We start from the raw sequence: 17,021 nt of genomic DNA, 5'->3' as shown, positions 1-17,021 counted from the left end.
TCAATTTGCAGCGAACGGTCTGGGTTTATTTAAAGGCTTTGCGAAGGCCGTCCTTGGCCTTGCCCACCGTGCTCTGTGCCTGACCGGCGGCCTTTTCGACCTTGCCTTCGGCTTCCAGTTCGCGGTTGCCGGTGATCTTGCCTGCGGCTTCCTTGACGGAGCCCTTGACCTGACGAACGGCGCCTTCAACTCTGTTCTTATCCATTGTCAATCTCCTTTGTGTTTGTGCCGTCGTGTTCGACAACGGCATGATCAGGAGATAGCGGCGGCAAGGGTGGATATTGAGAGCAGGAAATACCAGGCGAGTTAGTAGATACTGACCTTTTTTCGCAGAGAAGCGAAAATTGCCTCCAGTTTATCTCGACGATCCTGAAAAGCCGCGCTCGCGCGCCCAGATCACCGCCGCCGCACGGCGGTTCACACCGATCTTGTTGTAAAGGGAAGCCACATGATTGCGGATGGTGTGGCGCGACAGATGCAGCGCATCGGCCATATCCGCGTCGCTCATGCCCCGGCAGATCAAGGCGAGAATGCCCTTTTCCCGCTCGCTCAAATCCTCAAGACCGGCGGAACTGGCCCGGGCGCGGGTGGGCTGGCGCAGGCTTGCCAGCCGCTCCACCACGGTGCGGCTGAACCAGGATGTGTCGGCCATCACAGTCTCGATTGCCTCGATCAACTCGTCTTCGGTGCGGCGGCGCTCCGTCACATCCTGCATGGCCCAGATCACGCAAGGTTCGTCATTGATATCGACGCGCTCGGCAGACACCAGGCACTCGGCGAGGCTTCCGTCCTTCAGCTTCATGCGCATGGCTTCATCGCGTACCGGCACATTATCCCGCAGATGTTGCTCAAGCTGTTTGCGCGCCTTCGCATCCTCCCAAAGCTGCAATTCGGCGGCGCTTTTGCCCACCACCTCCACCTGCTTGCGGCCACACAGTTGCAGAAAAGCTTCGTTGACCTCGATCAGCACGAAATCCTGAAGTCTGGAAATCGCCGTGGGCGCGGGCGACAGCCGGAAGGATTTGGAAAAACGCTCCTCACTTTGCCGCAACGCATTTTGCGCCTTTCGCCGTCCGTCGAGGTCGGCAAAGGTGAACAGCATGCAGGCCTCTTCGCCCACAGGAATCGGCTCACCGGCGACGATCACCAGCCGATCACCTTCGGGGATGGGGATCAGCGCCTCGCGATGCCGGATCATCCGGCCCTCGGAAAGCTTCACCAGCGCATCCTCACCCGAATCGCAATCGGAAAACAGACCGATCTCCTCCACCGTGCGCCCGATCACGTCCTCCCGCGTCAGCCCGGTCATTTCGATAAAACCCTGATTGACGCGGATGAAGCGCTGATCTTCCAGACGGCAGATGAGACCCGGGGCAGGATTGGCGTTAAACGCGCTTTCAAAGCGCTTTTCCGCTTCGTAGCGCGGCGTCTCATCGCGAATGACCAGCACCAGCACGTCCGGCCGGGCGCCCGCGTCTTCGATGACGAGGCTGCGAACCGTGTGCACCCAGCAGGCGTCGTCATGATCAACGGGCGAGACCTCAATGGTCACATCGGTGATTTCCTCGCCAGCCAGCAGCCGCTCCAGCGGATACTGCCCTTCGTCCAGCAGATGATTGTTGCGATAGCGCAGCGTAAACCTGCGGCGATAGCCAGCAACATCGCCGCCAAGCTCCTCATTGGTAGCGATGCGATGCATGTCGAGAGCGGCCTTGTTGGCCCAGGCAATGCTGCCATCCAGCTCCAGCAGAATGATGCCGTCGCTCAATCCGGCGATGACCTGCTGCAAAACGGCCCTGTTGATTTTCGGCGGTTCAATCTCGGTCGTCACGCGCTCACCCAATCCATATTGGGTGAAGACTTGGCTCAACAATGCCAGAAAACAAGATGCATTATCACTGAAAAACAAAAGGCCGCCCCGAAGGGCGGCCTCTTAAAACCTTGTGTTGCAACGCTTATTCAGCGTCGCCTTCGGCCGCAGCCTTCTTCTTCGGCGCAGCCTTCTTCTTCGGAGCGGCTTCTTCGCCTTCGGTGGAAGCCTCTTCAGCCTTGGCCTTCTTCTTGGCAGACTTCTTCACCGGCTTGTCGTCGCCGTCTTCGTCGTCGGCCAGCAGCTCTTCCTTGGAAACCGTCTTGTCGGTGACGTTGATCTCGGAGATCAGCTTGTCCATGACCTTCTCTTCGAAGATCGGGGCGCGCAGCGAAGCGGAAGCGCCGGGCGTGTTGCGGAAGAAGTTGATGATCTCGCGCTCCTGGCCCGGGAACTGCTGCAGCTGGGCATAAAGCGCGCGCTGCATTTCTTCCTCGGTCACGTCGATGCCAGCCTTCTCACCGATTTCGGAGAGAACGAGACCCAGGCGAACGCGGCGCTCGGCCAGCGTGCGGTATTCGGTGCGGGCTTCTTCTTCCGTGGTGTCTTCGTCTTCGAAGGTCTTGCCGGACTGGGCAAGATCGGTGTTGATCTGGCGCCAGATGTTTTCGAACTCGGCGTCAACCAGCTTGGAAGGCGCTTCGAACTTGTACATCTCGTCCAGCTGGTCGAGGATCTGGCGCTTGACCTTCTGGCGGGTCACATTGCCATATTGGCTTTCGATCTGGCCGCGAACGATTTCCTTCAGCTTGTCAGCCGATTCCAGGCCGAGCTTCTGGGCAAGTTCGTCGTTGATCTCGACAGCGGCAGGCGCTGCAACTTCCTTGACGGTGATGTCGAAGGTGGCTTCCTTGCCGGCGAGGTTCTTGGCCGGATATTCTTCCGGGAAGGTGACGGTGATCACCTTTTCGTCGCCAGCCTTCAGGCCGACGAGCTGCTCTTCGAAGCCGGGGATGAAGCGGCCCGAACCGAGAACCAGTTCCGCATCCTCGTCCTTGCCGCCGTCGAAGGCAACACCATCGACCTTGCCGAGGTAATCCATGGTGACGCGGTCGCCGTTTTCGGCAGCGCCTTCCTTCTTCTCGTAGGAACGGGCGTTTTCCGCGATCTTCAGAACCTGCTCGTTGACTTCCTCTTCGGAAATATCAACCACTTCGCGGGTCACCTTGATACCATCGACCGGCTTCAATTCGATGGCCGGGATGATTTCGTAAGCCACGGTGAATTCGAGGTCGGCGCCGCCGGACAGGATCTTGTCGGCTTCTGCCTCGTCCTCGGTCATGGCGATTTCCGGCTGGGTGGCAGACTTTTCGCCGCGCTCGGAAAGGATGGTGGCCGGACGGTCACGGACGATCTCGTTGACGATCTCGGCCATGATGGACTTGCCATACATCTTCTTGACGTGGGCGGTCGGCACCTTGCCCGGACGGAAGCCGTTGATGCGAACCTTGTCCTTGACTTCGGCGAGGCGCTCATTGGCACGGGCTTCCAGATCGGCAGCCGGTACGATGATCTTCAGTTCGCGCTTCAGCCCTTCAGCGAGCGTTTCGATAACCTGCATGTTTTAAACCTTCGTCTCTTGGCGACCGTGCCCGGACAGCCGTCGTTGGTGTGAGCACGTCGCCGGAATCCTTTTCCCGGTCGCGGCACTTGTGAAAAATCCGGTTACAGCCTCCTTTTTCCGCCTGTTATCGGCGAAAAAAGAACGCTGAACCGGACATTTCCATCGCCCAGGGGCCGCAAGCTGCAATCCTGGTGCGGGTAGAGAGACTTGAACTCCCACGCCTTGCGGCACCAGAACCTAAATCTGGCGTGTCTACCAATTTCACCATACCCGCAACACTTCAGGATCGCATGCACATTTGCATGGCCCCGCCGGAGCGCGCGTCTCTATAACACCCGTCTTTGCCAACGCAAAGGAAAAATGACAGGCAAAAACCGGCAATCCCTCAATAAAGCGGCTCACTATGCAATGGCTTGCCGCCAAGGCGCAATTGCCGGATCTGCGGCTGCCCGCCAGAAGAAACGCGCACATCCACCGTGACGTCACCGGCGTTGCGGGCCGCCTCAATCTCCTTGCCTTCGCCCTCCGGCAGATAGTAACGCTCTATCCCGTAGCGCACATGCAGCACGCCGCCCGCAGTCAGCATGGTTGGAATGAAATCGAAGGGCTCCGTTTGCAGGATCACGCTGCCGGACCGGACCGGCAAGGTCTCGAAGGACGCCTCCTCCACCTGATAAAAGCCATCTGCCCCTGCCGTCAGCCGCACATTCAGCGGCAGGCGTTCCGGCGTTGACGGCCTTTCTCCGACCAGCTTCTCCTCCGGAATGACGGAAATCCCGTAATTCAGAAGCACATAATCGCCCCGCAACAGGTCACGCGGGTCGACAGCGGTGGTTTTCAGCAGCACGTCGGCGCCGCTTCGAAGAATGCGGGCGCGATGCTCGATCATGGCGCCGATCGCCACCGTTTCCAGGGCGGCAATCAGAATGGCTGCCGACAGAAGGCGAAAGAGACGGTTACGGCGGTCATAGGTAAACATCATCACTGAGCCTCCCGCACCCGGCGCGCCTTGAAATGCCGCTCCAGCCTGAGCACGGCAAAGGCCAGAGCCGCAACGATCAGGCCGCTTAGGAAGAAGAAACCGGAAGTGCCAAGCAGGCTATCGATGGTGGTGAAGGACAGATAAAGCACCTCGGCAGCAAACATGCCATAGGCCAGAGCGCGGATCGTTGCATCCTCCGAGCCCTTGAGCGCCAGCGCCAGAATGGCAACGGCAAGGGTGAGGACGGCAATACCGGCAAGCGGCAGGCCCTCGTCATATTCCATATTGAGCACCAGCAGGCCGAAGGCGGCGAGCAACAGGGCAAAGGGGGCGAGGTAAACACCAGCCTCCCGCAATAGCCCGCGCTGCGCGACCAGCGCGGAAAGCACGAAGATCGTGACGCCCGCAACGACATAGGCCGCCGCCAGCTGATTGTCCGAGGAGAGAGAATAGATCCAGATCAGCCAGGTATAGAGAAGGAGAAGCGCACCCCGGATGAGCGCCGGGCGGCGCACCCACCAGGCCGGGAACAGGATGAGCACGACCATGGCAGGCGACAGCCAGCGGGCTTCACCCGCCCAGTTCCACTGGTTCTGATCGTAACCTGCCACCACAAGGGCGGCGGCCAGAAGCACAACCACCCCGCCCAGCGCCTGAGAGCGGAAGGCAAGGCAGGCCGCAAGCGCACCGCAAAGCCAGAGCGCCAGCGCATCGAGAACATCGCCGGAAAGATGATAGAGCTGCGCAACCAGGGAGATCGCCGCACCGAAGCTGACGGCGCCAAGCACAAGCAAAACCTCGCCCAGGATCACCCTGCCCCGGGCCATGAGGAGCGCGCCCCCGAGATGGAAGATCCAGATCAGCGTCAATATGCCCCCTACCTTCACCAGCCGGGGAATGGCCTGCCAATTGGCAGCCACCAGCAGCAACAGCGCGGCCGAGATCAATACGGCAGACAGCATCATCAATACGCCACCGGTGGTGATGACAGCCGGCTGGTCGCGCTGATCGGCCAGCATGGCCTCAGCCGTATCGGCTGTGATCAGGCCTTGGGACACCCAGCGCGCCAGATCCTTCTTCAAGCGTGCGCGATACATTCCGCCAACACCTCATTGTCGGGCCAGTTTCATTCTTGTGTAGTCCATGTTGGGCGCAGGCGCAAAATCGGCAAGGGGAAAGCGGGCAGCACGGCCGCAGTACGTCTGGACTTCTGCACCAGACGCATACCTTCCATGAGAACTTCGCACTGCACAAAAAACCTAAAATCGATTAGATATGAATCAACAGCAAGCGGGGCGGCAAACAGCCCAGCAAGCAGGATTTCGGTACCGCATACTCCTCCTCCCAATGCGGTACCGGACGGGCTGACAACCCTCCTCCTCCCAATTGTCAGCCACTTTCAGTCGACGCCCACCGGATCTCCTCCCCCGGTGGGCGTTGCTGCTTTAAGCCTTTAAAACTCCCTGAAAATATCTGGTATCGTTCGCTTCGCAGCCGCAAAACGTCTGTTTCGCGGCTGTATCCGAGCCAGACAGCCCTTTGCCCATAAGTTAGCCATTTGTTAAGCATGGAGACCGCCGCCATGCAGCAAACACATAGGTGCTTCGCAGCATTAGCTCTTCTGTGAATCCCGGAAAACACCTATATTCAACTCATCAGAGCGAAGGGCTGGCTCGGTGGCCAGCAACACACGAGAGGCTAGACCAATGAACCTGACCCGCACCATCAGCAACTGGCGCAAGTTCCGTCAGACCGTAACCGAGCTGGACCGCATGTCGGACCGCGAACTGAACGATCTGGGCATCGGCCGTGGCGACATCCGCCGCGTTGCACGCCACGCTGTTAACGGTCGCTAAGATCTTTTTAAGGAAAAGCGGAAACCGGTTTTCCGACCGGGAATGCGTTAAAGCAAAAAGCTAACGCCCCGCTGATCAAGAATTGCACGAAAAGCCTCCCGCAAGGGGGGCTTTTTTGTTGTCTGCGATTTCATATGCTGCCCCCTCATAATCAAAACCGATGTTTCGCGGCTGAAACAGGCGTTTTTCCGCATTTGCTCAGAAGAGCTGCACTGCCCAAATAAAGCGCAAGAATCTGCACAAATGCATGGCAGTCGCTCATTTTTTGCACTGTTCTCTGTTGCGCTGCGGGAGTAGAAGACACACAACGGCTGGGGCCAAGCAGGCCTGACAAGCCGATATCCGAGGAAAACACCATGAACCCGATCCGCATTGCTAAGAACTACATCAGCTACCGCCGCACGATTGCCGAACTCGGCAGCCTTTCCAACCAGGCTCTCAGCGACATCGGCATCACCCGCTACGACATCCGTAACATCGCAGCCCGCTCCTTCCGCTGAGCGTCTGTATCCTACGGCTGTGGCGCCCTGAGAGGCTGACGCGGCATTGCAAGTGAGGCGCCCGAGCGGCGCCTTTTTGCTGTATGCTCTTTGCCTTACAGCACAATAAAAAATTTCCGCCCTGCTCTGGAAATAAGGCCAGGACACGCGCGGCGGATTGGAAGCGCCCTTCCTCCGTGATATGGACGCCGCCATGACACAGAACCTCGAAAACTCCCCTCTTCACATTGTCGGCGGCGGGCTTGCAGGCTCGGAAGCCGCCTGGCAGGCGGCGCAGGCTGGCGTGCCCGTTATCCTTCACGAAATGCGCGGCGTGCGCGGCACGGATGCCCACAAGACCGATGGCCTGGCCGAGCTGGTCTGCTCCAACTCCTTCCGCTCCGATGATGCGACAGCCAATGCCGTTGGTGTGATTCACGCAGAAATGCGGCTGGCCGGTTCGCTGATCATGGCCGCAGCCGACAAGCATCAGGTTCCAGCCGGTGGAGCGCTGGCCGTGGATCGAGACGGTTTCTCCGAGGCCGTGACCGAAGCCTTGGAAAAGCATCCGCTGATCACCGTGGTGCGGGAGGAAGTGCAGGGCTTGCCGCCGGAAGATTGGGGGCAAACCATCATTGCCACCGGCCCCCTGACCTCGGCGAGCCTCGCGGAGGCGCTGCGCGCCGAGACCGGGGAAGATGCGCTTGCCTTTTTTGACGCCATTGCCCCCATCGTCCATCGCGAAAGCATCGACATGTCGATCTGCTGGTATCAATCGCGCTATGATAAGGTGGGGCCGGGCGGAACCGGCAAGGATTACATCAATTGCCCGCTGGACCAGGCGCAGTACAACGCCTTTGTCGATGCGCTGATCGCCGGTGACACCGTCGGCTTCAAGGAATGGGAAGGCACCCCCTATTTCGATGGCTGCCTGCCGATTGAAGTCATGGCCGAGCGCGGACGGGAAACACTGCGTCATGGTCCGATGAAGCCGATGGGCCTGACCAATGCGCATAATCCGACCGTCAAGCCCTATGCCGTCGTGCAATTGCGGCAGGACAACGCGCTCGGCACGCTCTACAACATGGTAGGCTTCCAGACCAAGCTGCGCTACGGCGCGCAGGCGGAAATCTTCCGGATGATTCCCGGGCTGCAGAATGCGGAATTTGCCCGGCTGGGCGGCCTGCACCGCAACACCTATATTCACTCGCCGGTCCTGCTGGATTCTTCGCTGCGACTAAAGAGCCGTCCTGCGCTCAGATTCGCAGGGCAGATCACCGGCTGCGAAGGCTATGTGGAAAGCGCATCCATCGGTCTTCTGGCCGGACGATTCGCCGCCGCCGAGAAGAAGGGGCAAGCCCCGTCGCTGCCGCCTGCCACCACGGCACTCGGCGCCCTGCTCAACCACATCACCGGCGGCCATATCGTCTCGGAGGATGAGCCGGGGAAACGCTCGTTCCAGCCGATGAACATCAATTTCGGCCTGTTTCCGGAGCTCGCGCCCGGCTCCATCGTCAAGCCGGAAGGCGTGAAGCGCTTTCGCGGCAAGGACAAGACCATCATGAAGCGCCAGCTTCTCTCCGCCCGCGCGCTGGCGGATTGCCGCACTTGGCTCGGCTTATAAAGGGCTCGGTGTGTGATGGAGGCTCACACCGCGTCGGCGGAACCGGGCAGGATTTCGGCATCCTTCGCCGCCACGTAATTGCCGAGCAACCAAAGAGAGACTTCCGCCGCCTCGGCGGAAGTGGGGAAAGCGTAATCGCCATTGTGCTGCGGCGCATCGGCAAACTCGACGCGAAAACCCTTCCGGGCCTCGGTGGCAATCACCCGCACGCGGCCCGGCTCGATCAGATGGCAGGCGTAATGATGGCGCATATTGCGCATGAAGCCGGCGCGGTTGTCATGCAGCCGCACGAACACCGCCCTGCCATCCGCCGTCGCATGCAGGCTGCGTATAGCCTCCTGCGGAAAGGCGCGATTGAACTCCATGATCGCAAGGCCCATGTCACTCAGCGTATCGTTGCCGTTCCGCTCGGCCATTCTGGATGCATACCAGGCGGCAGCGAGAATACCGAAAAAAACGATTGCCCAGATCGCAAAGCCCACGCAGCTTCCTCCACGTCAGGACCGTCTCGTCGCACCAAGCGCGAAACTGGCCCGAAATTCGTTTCGAGTGTTTCCCTGTCCGGCGCAGACGCGACCGACAGGCGCTGTCAGGCCGCTCTCCAGCCTGTCCTTGCTCGCTTTACGCCCTGAGCCTTGCGTGAGTTTGGAATCCATTACAGCGCTGTACGTTTTATCAAACGCACAGCGCTGTAACACTTTGTTTTTACGCATTTCCGGACGGAAAACCGGTTCCCACTTTTTCTGGAAATGCTCTAAGAGGACGAAGGGAAAACGCTGCAGCTTTTTCAGAAACGTCTTGTCACCTGTGCCTTGAGAAGCAAAATCTGGCGCCGCCATTGGGCTGGCCGTACATTTTCTTCGAAAAGCCCTGCCCCGGCTCGCCGGGCTTTCCGCAAGACAGGACCGGCCAGCGCTACCGGCAGATAGGCAGGCATCAGCGCCGCCGGCATAGGCGTGCGAGAGCGAGCCTTGGCAAGATGATCGAGGCCAAGCCCTGCAAAGGCCTCTATGGCCGCGCCAATGCGGGCCTTGTCCTCACCGGCCAGAAAACTGTCGCGGTCGAGACCGGTGGCAGCGAGAATTTCATCCGGAACGTAAAGCTGGCCGCGCGCGCGATGCTGCGGCATCAACAGCAGCAGCCCGGCAATGGCCTGCGCCACGCCCGCATGACCAGCCACCTCGGCATGGGCGGCGGCAGCCTGCGCATCCAGCACAAGGCTTGCGAGCTGAATCAGTGCCGAGGCCGTTTCTCCGGCATAGCCTTCCAGGGCGCTGCGCGGCCCAATCGGGTCGTCATAGAGATCGGTGACACGGGCATCGATCATGTTCTGAAACGGCTGCACCGGCAGTCGATAATCGGCGATGGTCTTGAGCAGAGCTGCGGCCAGCGGATTGCCACCAGTTTCCCCATGGGCCTGACCCGCCAGAAGGTCGCGCCAATATTGCAGGCGGATTTCACCCGGCAAGGCTTCCCGCACCAGATCCCGCACCCGCGCCAGCTCTGCATTGAAGGCATAAAGCGCCGCCAAGGCCGGTTGATGCCCGGCAGGAGATAGCAGACAGGCGAGATAACGGTCACGATCACTCTCCCGCAGCAAAGTGAGAATGTGATCGCCGCCTTGCACTTCGTCGCCAGCCATCGTCAGACCGCGATCAGCGCGGCTGCAACGGCCCGCTCTTCCGCCAGCATGACATTATAGGTGCGCACGGCAGCGCCGGTGCTCATGGGATCGGAACCGATCCCTGCGTCTTTCAGAGCCTGTTTGACCGGCGCAGGTATGGGCTGCAGCGCATCGCCCATGCCGATCAGCAGAAATTCGATGCCTTCGGCTTCTTCCAGCACGCGCTTCAACGATTCTACCGTCACACCCGCCGCTTCACTGACCTCCCAGCCGTAAATGCCGGAGGGGAGCATCAGCAGCGAGCCGCGATGCGACATATCCGCAAACCGGAAGCCACCATTGCCATAGGCATCGATGGCGGCCCGTCCGGGAAAATGCGCCTCACGTATCACCAGGCCCTTGGACACCTTATGCTCCTGCCTTGGCCTGAGCGGCCTCGGTCTTGTCGCCCTCATCCTTGCCACTCGACCGCAGGCGGAAGGCAATCAACACGGGCGCTGCAATGTAGATAGAGGAGAACGTGCCGACGACAACACCAAACAGCATGGCAAAGGTGAAGGAGCGAATGACCTCGCCGCCAAACAGGAACAGTGCAAGGAGCGCCAGGAGCGTGGTGACGGAGGTAAGGATCGTGCGTGACAGGGTCTGGTTGATCGAGCTGTCGATCAGCACGTCCAGCGGCATCTTCTTGAAGCGGCGCAGGTTTTCACGCATGCGGTCATAGACCACGACCGTATCGTTCAGCGAATAGCCGACGATGGTCAAAATGGCCGCGATACTGCTCAAGTCGAATTCGACGCCGGTAATGACATACAGGCCAAGCGTCAGGATCACGTCATGCAGGGTGGCGATGATCGCGCCGACAGCAAACTGCCATTCGAACCGTACCCAGATATAGACGAGGATGGCCGCCAGCGAGATCAGCACGCCAATGGTGGCGGATTTCGTCAACTCGCCGGAAACAGAAGGACCGACCACTTCGGTGCGGCGGAATTCATACTGTTCCTCAAGCTCGGAGCGCACCTTGGCGACAGCCGATTGCTCGCCATTTTCGCCCGATTCCTGCGCCTGCAAGCGCACCAGCACGCTTTGCGGATCGCCGAAACCCTGCACCTGCACATCGCCAACATTGAGCCCGCTCAGCCTTTGACGAATATCGGCAATATCGGCATTGCCCTGGCGAGCGCGCAATTCCACGATCGAACCGCCGGTGAAATCGATGCCGAGTTTCATCCCAACCGTGCCGAACCCTGTCAGGGCGGCCAGCGACAGCGCCACGGAAACCCCGAAGGTATAGCGGCGCAGCCCCATGAACGGAATGTTGGTGCCATCGAAAATCCCGGTCCGTACTCCCTTGGGCAGCACCTTCGGACGGCGGCGGCGCACCCATTCGGCAAACAGCCAGCGCGTCAGCGTGAAGGCTGTGAACACGGTCGTGATGATACCGATGGCGAGCGTCACCGAGAAGCCACGCACGGGACCGGAGCCAAGGAAGAACAGCACGAAGGCGGCGATCAGCGTCGTGACATTGGCATCGACAATGGTGCCCATGGCCTTGGAAAAGCCGGTCTCGATGGATTGCAGCAGCGAGCGCCCGCTCTTGTACTCTTCCCGGATGCGTTCATAGATCAGCACGTTGGAATCCACCGCCATGCCGATGGTCAACACGATACCGGCAATGCCCGGCAGGGTGAGCGTCGAGCCAATCAGGCTCAGAACCGCGATGATCAGGATGATATTGGCCACCAGTGCCACCACGGCCAAAACGCCGAAGAAACCATAGAGGCCGATCATCAGCGCCACCACCAGCAGCGCACCGATGATACCGGCGGAAATCCCGGCACGGATCGAGTCGGCGCCAAGGCTCGGGCCGACGGTGCGTTCTTCCACCACCGTCAGTGTGGCGGGCAGTGCACCCGCGCGCAGCAGCACGGCCAGATCGTTTGCGCCTTCCACGGAGAAATTGCCGGAAATCTGACCCGATCCGCCGACGATCGGCTCGCGGATGACCGGCGCCGAAATCACCTGATTGTCGAGAATGATGGCGAAGGGCCGCCCGACATTCTGCTGCGTGGCCTGGGCGAAACGTTGGGCGCCCCGGCTGTCGAACCGGAAGGTTACCACCGGTTCGTTGGTCTGCTGGTTGAAGCTCGCCTGTGCATCCACGAGCTCCTCGCCAGACACCAGCACACGCTTTTCTACCAGATAGGGCACAGCCGGGTCGTCCTGGCTGTAAAGCACCTCGGAGGTCGCAGGCGGACGGCCGTTGATGGCTTCGCTGGCGGGCATGGAGGTATCGACCAGACGGAAGGTCAGCTTCGCGGTCTGGTTCAACAGAGCCTTCAGGCGTTGCGGATCGCTGAGCCCCGGCACCTGAACGATGATACGGTCTTTGCCCTGGCGCTGGATCAGCGGCTCGGTATTGCCAAGCTCATCGACGCGACGGCGCACGACTTCGATGGACTGAGTGAGCGCTGACGAGACGCGATAGTCGATACCGGCATCGGAGAGCGTCACCTTCAGCAGGCCATTGCCCGCATCTTCCAGCGTCGCTTCCTGAATGGAGCCGCTGGAAAAGGCTCCGTCACTGACCGGTGCGGTCAGACTTTGCAGCGCCGTCTTGGCGGCCTCCACCTGGGCAGGATCGGTCACGCGCAATTGCACCACCTGTCCCGTGCCGGTCAGCCCGCTATAGCGGATATTGGCATTGCGCAGGGCATTGCGAATATCGCCAACCGTTGCCTCAAGCCGCTCCTTGACGATATCGCCGCGCTCGATCTTCAGCATGATGTGCGAGCCGCCCTGCAGGTCGAGGCCAAGCGTCACATGCGAGGACGGGAACCAGCGCGGCAGATGCTCCAGCTGCTCCTTGCTGAAAAGATTGGGCATGGCAATGACGATGCTGCCCAGAACGACGAGCCAGATGGCGATGGTTTTCCAGCGAGAAAAGTAGAGCATCGGGGGTCCGCGATGAGGAGGAGAAAGGCGGGTGGCGGTTACGCCGGAGAAAACGGGGTCACCGAGAGATGACCCCGGTCATGCGATCAACTGTCGGCCTTGACCGGTTCGCCCTTGACGCGCACTTCGGCCACCAGGCTCTTCAAGGCCCGCACCTTCACGCCGTCGGCAATTTCGACTTCGACTTCCTTCTCGTCGATCACCTTGGTGACCTTGCCGATCAGGCCGCCGCCCAGAACGATCTGGTCGCCGCGACGAATGGCGGAAAGCGTTTCCTCCCGCTTCTTCATCTGCGCCCGCTGCGGGCGGATGAGCAGGAAATACCAGATAACCATCAGGGGCACGAAGAGAATGAGCATCTCGAAACCGGAGCCCAGTCCCGTCGCGGTGGCGGTGCCTGCATCCTGGGCAAAGGCCTGCGTGATCAACATGAAAAACTCCTTCGGAAACGGGGCAATGGCGCACCTTCAGCCCCTGGGTTTTGGAGGCCGGAATATAGTAAGGGCCGGGCTGATTGCAACAAAAACAGGAGGCGCCCGTACCGAATCCCCTGTATTTAACCTTTCAGCCCGGGTTTTAACTATGTTAGCCCGCTTGTGATGGCGGATTTCACCCATTTCGACAAGCATGGAGAGCCGGATGAGCGATACACTGACACTGCTTCTCGACGAGGTGCGGCGCCTTGCCGATGCGATGGAACGGCTGGCAGGACCGAAGCCCGCCCTGATCGACTGGCAGGCCGCAGACTGTTTTGTCTGGGCGCCGGAAAGCCTGGACTTGCAGCCGGTGCCGCGCCCCAATCGCGTTCAGCTCTCGCTCATTCGCGGTGTGGATCATGTGCGCGATATCCTGCACGAAAACACGCTGCGCTTCGCGGAGGGCTTTCCGGCCAACAACGTCCTGCTCTGGGGCGCGCGCGGCATGGGCAAATCCTCGCTGGTCAAGGCCGTTCACGCGGATGTCCGGGCGCACACCGGCACGGCGCTGAAACTGGTGGAAGTCCACCGCGAGGATATCGACACCCTGCCTGGCCTGATGGAAATCCTCAAGGACAGCAGCCAGCGTGTCATCCTCTTCTGCGATGACCTCTCCTTCGACCATGACGATACCGCCTATAAATCGCTCAAGGCCGCGCTGGATGGCGGCATCGAGGGACGGCCGGACAATGTGCTGTTCTACGCCACCTCCAACCGGCGGCATCTTCTGCCCCGGCACATGATGGAAAACGAGCAATCCACGGCAATCAACCCTTCGGAGGCGGTGGAGGAAAAAGTGTCCCTCTCCGACCGCTTCGGCCTCTGGCTCGGCTTTCACAAATGCAGCCAGGAGGATTATCTGGCGATGATCGACGGCTATGCCGCGCATTTCAAGCTGCCACTGGCCCAGGAAGAGTTGCATCGGCAGGCGCTGGAATGGGCCACGACCCGCGGCAGCCGCTCCGGCCGCGTCGCCTGGCAATATATCCAGGATGTAGCTGGCCGTCTGAGGGTCGCCATGGACCGGACATGAACCGGCGGATGATGGGAGCCTCCTTATCCTGAGCTGAAACAAAAAAGGCCCGGCGCAAGCCGGGCCTTTTTCGATCATCCTTGAAACGCACTACCTTATTCAAGGAATGTCATGGGGTTAACCGGGGTGGCGTCCTTGCGCACCTCGAAATGCAGGGTGGGCTGCGAGGCGTTGCCGCTCATGCCCGATGTTGCAAGCTGCTGACCGCGCTGCACCTTCTGGCCGCGCTGCACGGAAATAGCATCGGCATGGCCATAGACGGTGACGGTTCCATCGTCATGGCGGACCAGCACCGTGTTGCCGAGTTCCTTCAAGCCATTGCCGGCATAGATGACGACGCCGTTTTCCGCTGCCTTGACCGGCGTGCCGGTGGGAACGGAAATGTCGATACCGTCATTGCGCTTGCCCGCGACATTGGCGCCGAAACCAGCGACCACCGCACCGCGCACCGGCCAGCGATATTTGCCGATGCCCGTGGCTTCCGGAGCAGCCGCACCGGGATCGGCGGAGGCGACTTCCGTGACCGACTTGGTGGCCTGAGCTTGGGCCGCCGGGGCCGGAGCCTGGGCAGCCGGTGCCGCAGCAGCCACCTTGGCGGGTTCGGCCTTGACCGGGGCGGCAGCGGTGCTGACCGGCTCTGCCTGTCCACCAGCCGGAATGGAAAGCGTCTGGCCAACGCGGACAGACTGGCCGTTCAGGCCGTTTGCCGCCTTCAACTGATCGACGGAAACGCCATGGGCCTTGGCGATCTTCGCAAGCGAATCGCCGGGCTTGACCACATAACCGCCAGTGGGCGGAGTCTTACCGTCACCGGCGGCGTTCTTTGCATTGGCCACGGCAAGATCGGAGCCCGCCTTGTCACGCAGCTTCGGATTGTTCGGCAGAACGGCCAGCTTTTCTTCCTGCTGATGCGGCAGGGTGGGAGACTGGCCGGGCGGCAGAAGCGACCCTTCGGCGGCAGCCGTACGGGCCGGGGTGCTGCGCGCACCGAAGGTTGGAATGAGAATGGACTGGCCCGGACGGGCCGCCCCGGCGGAAGACAGATTGTTGGCCTTGACGATTTCCTTTTCCGGCACGCCATAACGTTGCGACAGCGTCGCAATGCTTTCGCCCGGCTTCAGCACGACGCGCGGCGCGTTCGCCGTGCTCCAGCCATTGCTGGATTTCATCGGCGGCTGCGCCTGAGGAGCGGCTGCCATGCCACCATCTTCATCGGCCAAAGCCGGCTGCGGAGCCGCATGCGCCGGGAACGCCTGGGCGCTGGGCTGAACGGAAGCCACCTGCTTGCCGCGGCTGGAAATGGGGCCGGATGTGGCGCTTGCGCCAGAAGGCGGCGCGAGTTCGGACTTCTGCACCGACAGCGGCGAGGAGGCGCGCCGCGCGGGCGAATAGGTCTGCTGCGACGGATAGGGCTGGGCGGCTGCCTGCGGACGGCTGTTATAACCACCCGAGGCCGGTGCTGCATTATAACCACCGCCGCCGTAACCGCCGCCATTACCGCCATCCACATCGGCTTCCGGCACGGGCGGCGGCGTATTGAGGCTGCCTGCCGAACCGGTAGAGGCCGTCTGCATGGAATCGGTATTGGAAAAGACGCCGGCAAAGCGGCTGGAATCCGAACTGCAACCGGTCGCGACGCTGGCCATGAGGCCGACCCAGACCATATGGGCAATCGGCATGCCTGATTTTTGAGACTGACGCTGACGCATGAAACGATCCACTCACGACGCAACCATTTGTGGGATGATTAAAGCGCGTTAGTGTTACCGACCGGTTAACCCGATGAATTTGCGATGAACATTTTCGGTAAATCAAATATGAAATAAGCCGTTTCGCAGCTGCGAAACGCTGGGAAACCGGGCTTTTGGAAAGTTAATGCTTCCCCAGGCGGGAAGGCTTGAACCGCCCTATAAAAATGCTGCAACCCGCGGCGTCAGCGGCAGGTAAGGCACCTCGAACAGATCTTCCCGCTCGAATCGGCTGCCGGTGCGCGTCAGGCGCACCATAATGCAACGATCTTCATCGATCATGATCGGGGCAAGCAGCACGCCATTATGCACGAGTTGCTCGGTAAAGGCGCGCGGCATGGCCGGGAAAGCGGCGGTCACGATGATTCGATCGAAGGTCCCCTCACCCGGCAAACCGCCCGCGCCATCACCATGACGGAGAATCACGTTGCGCAAACCGAAACTGTCGAGGCGCGCCTGCGCATCCGTCACGAGGGTGCGATAGCGCTCTATGGAAACGACACGCTCGGAAAGCCGCCCCAGCACGGCGGTCATGAAACCGCTGCCGGTGCCCACTTCCAGCACACGGTGGCCGGGCTTGACCCGCAGCCGCTCGATCAGCCGCACGGCAAGATCGGCGCCTTCCATGAAGGCGCCGCATTCAATGGGAATGGTGCGGCTGGAATAGGCATGTTCCGCCAGATGCGGCGCCACGAAGCGAGAGCGCGGCGTCTGCTCGACAGCCGTCAGAAGATCGAGGTCGGAAATGCCCTCGGCGCGCAATCTGAGCACCAAGGCGGCAAAGCCCTCCCGTTCCAGCATGGCTGT

General features: G+C 60.6%; 16 protein-coding genes and 1 tRNA gene. 4 read left to right on the top strand and 13 right to left on the bottom strand.

What is annotated here, in order from left to right:
* Nucleotides 1–25: 25 nt before the first annotated feature.
* The 6 genes from QO005_RS17755 to QO005_RS17730 all read right to left on the bottom strand — a co-directional run bounded on the left by QO005_RS17755 (nt 26) and on the right by QO005_RS17730 (nt 5,513).
* Nucleotides 26–205: a CsbD family protein gene (locus QO005_RS17755; RefSeq protein ID WP_307159398.1), complete on the bottom strand. Its 180-nt coding sequence runs from the start codon at nt 203–205 to the stop codon at nt 26–28.
* Between the two features lie 150 nt (nt 206–355).
* Nucleotides 356–1,831, bottom strand: a complete 1,476-nt coding sequence (locus QO005_RS17750) for a PAS domain S-box protein (protein WP_307159397.1) — start codon at nt 1,829–1,831, stop codon at nt 356–358.
* Nucleotides 1,832–1,955: 124 nt separating this feature from the next.
* A complete protein-coding gene (gene tig / locus QO005_RS17745; RefSeq protein ID WP_307159396.1) occupies nt 1,956–3,431 on the bottom strand; it encodes a trigger factor in 1,476 nt (491 codons plus the stop codon).
* A 192-nt stretch (nt 3,432–3,623) separates the two neighbouring features.
* A tRNA-Leu gene (locus QO005_RS17740) sits at nt 3,624–3,708 on the bottom strand.
* Nucleotides 3,709–3,819: 111 nt separating this feature from the next.
* On the bottom strand, nt 3,820–4,416 hold the full coding sequence (locus QO005_RS17735; protein ID WP_370878101.1) for a GDYXXLXY domain-containing protein: 597 nt from the start codon (nt 4,414–4,416) through the stop codon (nt 3,820–3,822).
* Nucleotides 4,416–5,513: a DUF2157 domain-containing protein gene (locus QO005_RS17730; RefSeq protein WP_307159395.1), complete on the bottom strand. Its 1,098-nt coding sequence runs from the start codon at nt 5,511–5,513 to the stop codon at nt 4,416–4,418. The genes QO005_RS17735 and QO005_RS17730 overlap by 1 nt, the downstream gene beginning before the upstream one ends.
* Before the next feature lie 609 nt (nt 5,514–6,122).
* On the opposite strand from QO005_RS17730, the gene QO005_RS17725 reads away from it, so the two are divergent.
* The 3 genes from QO005_RS17725 (at nt 6,123) to trmFO (ending at nt 8,375) form a co-directional block, all read left to right on the top strand.
* Entirely contained in the window at nt 6,123–6,272 is a 150-nt protein-coding gene (locus QO005_RS17725; RefSeq protein WP_307159394.1) for a DUF1127 domain-containing protein, read from the top strand.
* A 356-nt stretch (nt 6,273–6,628) separates the two neighbouring features.
* Complete coding sequence (locus QO005_RS17720) at nt 6,629–6,772, top strand: DUF1127 domain-containing protein (RefSeq protein ID WP_307159393.1); 144 nt, start codon at nt 6,629–6,631, stop codon at nt 6,770–6,772.
* A gap of 181 nt (nt 6,773–6,953) precedes the next feature.
* On the top strand, nt 6,954–8,375 hold the full coding sequence (gene trmFO, locus QO005_RS17715) for a methylenetetrahydrofolate--tRNA-(uracil(54)-C(5))-methyltransferase (FADH(2)-oxidizing) TrmFO (RefSeq protein WP_307159494.1): 1,422 nt from the start codon (nt 6,954–6,956) through the stop codon (nt 8,373–8,375).
* Nucleotides 8,376–8,398: 23 nt separating this feature from the next.
* Here the strand turns inward: trmFO and QO005_RS17710 are convergent, their stop codons facing one another.
* From QO005_RS17710 to yajC, 5 genes are all read right to left on the bottom strand, one after another.
* Nucleotides 8,399–8,857: a hypothetical protein gene (locus QO005_RS17710; RefSeq protein WP_307159392.1), complete on the bottom strand. Its 459-nt coding sequence runs from the start codon at nt 8,855–8,857 to the stop codon at nt 8,399–8,401.
* Nucleotides 8,858–9,162: 305 nt separating this feature from the next.
* Entirely contained in the window at nt 9,163–10,017 is an 855-nt protein-coding gene (locus QO005_RS17705; RefSeq protein ID WP_307159391.1) for a phytoene/squalene synthase family protein, read from the bottom strand.
* A gap of 2 nt (nt 10,018–10,019) precedes the next feature.
* Nucleotides 10,020–10,454: an Mth938-like domain-containing protein gene (locus QO005_RS17700; RefSeq protein ID WP_307159390.1), complete on the bottom strand. Its 435-nt coding sequence runs from the start codon at nt 10,452–10,454 to the stop codon at nt 10,020–10,022.
* Nucleotides 10,408–12,957, bottom strand: coding sequence for a protein translocase subunit SecDF (secDF, locus tag QO005_RS17695; RefSeq protein ID WP_307159389.1), 2,550 nt, complete (start codon nt 12,955–12,957; stop codon nt 10,408–10,410). The genes QO005_RS17700 and secDF overlap by 47 nt, the downstream gene beginning before the upstream one ends.
* Before the next feature lie 86 nt (nt 12,958–13,043).
* Nucleotides 13,044–13,388: a preprotein translocase subunit YajC gene (yajC, locus tag QO005_RS17690; protein ID WP_307159388.1), complete on the bottom strand. Its 345-nt coding sequence runs from the start codon at nt 13,386–13,388 to the stop codon at nt 13,044–13,046.
* Nucleotides 13,389–13,596: 208 nt separating this feature from the next.
* Here yajC and QO005_RS17685 point away from each other — a divergent pair, with 208 nt between their 5' ends.
* Nucleotides 13,597–14,466 (top strand): ATP-binding protein, encoded by an 870-nt coding sequence (locus tag QO005_RS17685; RefSeq protein ID WP_307159387.1) that lies wholly within the window; start codon nt 13,597–13,599, stop codon nt 14,464–14,466.
* A 95-nt stretch (nt 14,467–14,561) separates the two neighbouring features.
* Here the strand turns inward: QO005_RS17685 and QO005_RS17680 are convergent, their stop codons facing one another.
* Nucleotides 14,562–16,175, bottom strand: coding sequence for a peptidoglycan DD-metalloendopeptidase family protein (locus QO005_RS17680; protein WP_307159386.1), 1,614 nt, complete (start codon nt 16,173–16,175; stop codon nt 14,562–14,564).
* A 198-nt stretch (nt 16,176–16,373) separates the two neighbouring features.
* Entirely contained in the window at nt 16,374–17,015 is a 642-nt protein-coding gene (locus tag QO005_RS17675; RefSeq protein ID WP_370878104.1) for a protein-L-isoaspartate(D-aspartate) O-methyltransferase, read from the bottom strand.
* Between the last annotated feature and the right edge of the window lie 6 nt (nt 17,016–17,021).

The sequence above is a fragment of the Allorhizobium paknamense genome (assembly GCF_030815125.1).
GTDB lineage: Bacteria > Pseudomonadota > Alphaproteobacteria > Rhizobiales > Rhizobiaceae > Allorhizobium > Allorhizobium paknamense.
Note: the sequence above shows the minus strand (reverse complement) of the source record. Positions and strands in the feature narration are given on the sequence as shown.

What these genes read in the sequence shown, in the direction of transcription:
- QO005_RS17730 (WP_307159395.1), bottom strand. Translation starts at nt 5,513, where the DNA reads ATGTATCGCGCACGCTTGAAGAAGGATCTGGCGCGCTGGGTGTCCCAA.
- QO005_RS17735 (WP_370878101.1), bottom strand. Translation starts at nt 4,416, where the DNA reads ATGATGTTTACCTATGACCGCCGTAACCGTCTCTTTCGCCTTCTGTCG.
- QO005_RS17685 (WP_307159387.1), top strand. Translation starts at nt 13,597, where the DNA reads ATGAGCGATACACTGACACTGCTTCTCGACGAGGTGCGGCGCCTTGCC.
- QO005_RS17700 (WP_307159390.1), bottom strand. Translation starts at nt 10,454, where the DNA reads ATGAGGGCGACAAGACCGAGGCCGCTCAGGCCAAGGCAGGAGCATAAG.
- QO005_RS17720 (WP_307159393.1), top strand. Translation starts at nt 6,629, where the DNA reads ATGAACCCGATCCGCATTGCTAAGAACTACATCAGCTACCGCCGCACG.
- tig (WP_307159396.1), bottom strand. Translation starts at nt 3,431, where the DNA reads ATGCAGGTTATCGAAACGCTCGCTGAAGGGCTGAAGCGCGAACTGAAG.
- QO005_RS17705 (WP_307159391.1), bottom strand. Translation starts at nt 10,017, where the DNA reads ATGGCTGGCGACGAAGTGCAAGGCGGCGATCACATTCTCACTTTGCTG.
- QO005_RS17675 (WP_370878104.1), bottom strand. Translation starts at nt 17,015, where the DNA reads ATGCTGGAACGGGAGGGCTTTGCCGCCTTGGTGCTCAGATTGCGCGCC.
- QO005_RS17725 (WP_307159394.1), top strand. Translation starts at nt 6,123, where the DNA reads ATGAACCTGACCCGCACCATCAGCAACTGGCGCAAGTTCCGTCAGACC.
- yajC (WP_307159388.1), bottom strand. Translation starts at nt 13,388, where the DNA reads ATGTTGATCACGCAGGCCTTTGCCCAGGATGCAGGCACCGCCACCGCG.
- trmFO (WP_307159494.1), top strand. Translation starts at nt 6,954, where the DNA reads ATGGACGCCGCCATGACACAGAACCTCGAAAACTCCCCTCTTCACATT.
- QO005_RS17680 (WP_307159386.1), bottom strand. Translation starts at nt 16,175, where the DNA reads ATGCGTCAGCGTCAGTCTCAAAAATCAGGCATGCCGATTGCCCATATG.
- secDF (WP_307159389.1), bottom strand. Translation starts at nt 12,957, where the DNA reads ATGCTCTACTTTTCTCGCTGGAAAACCATCGCCATCTGGCTCGTCGTT.
- QO005_RS17755 (WP_307159398.1), bottom strand. Translation starts at nt 205, where the DNA reads ATGGATAAGAACAGAGTTGAAGGCGCCGTTCGTCAGGTCAAGGGCTCC.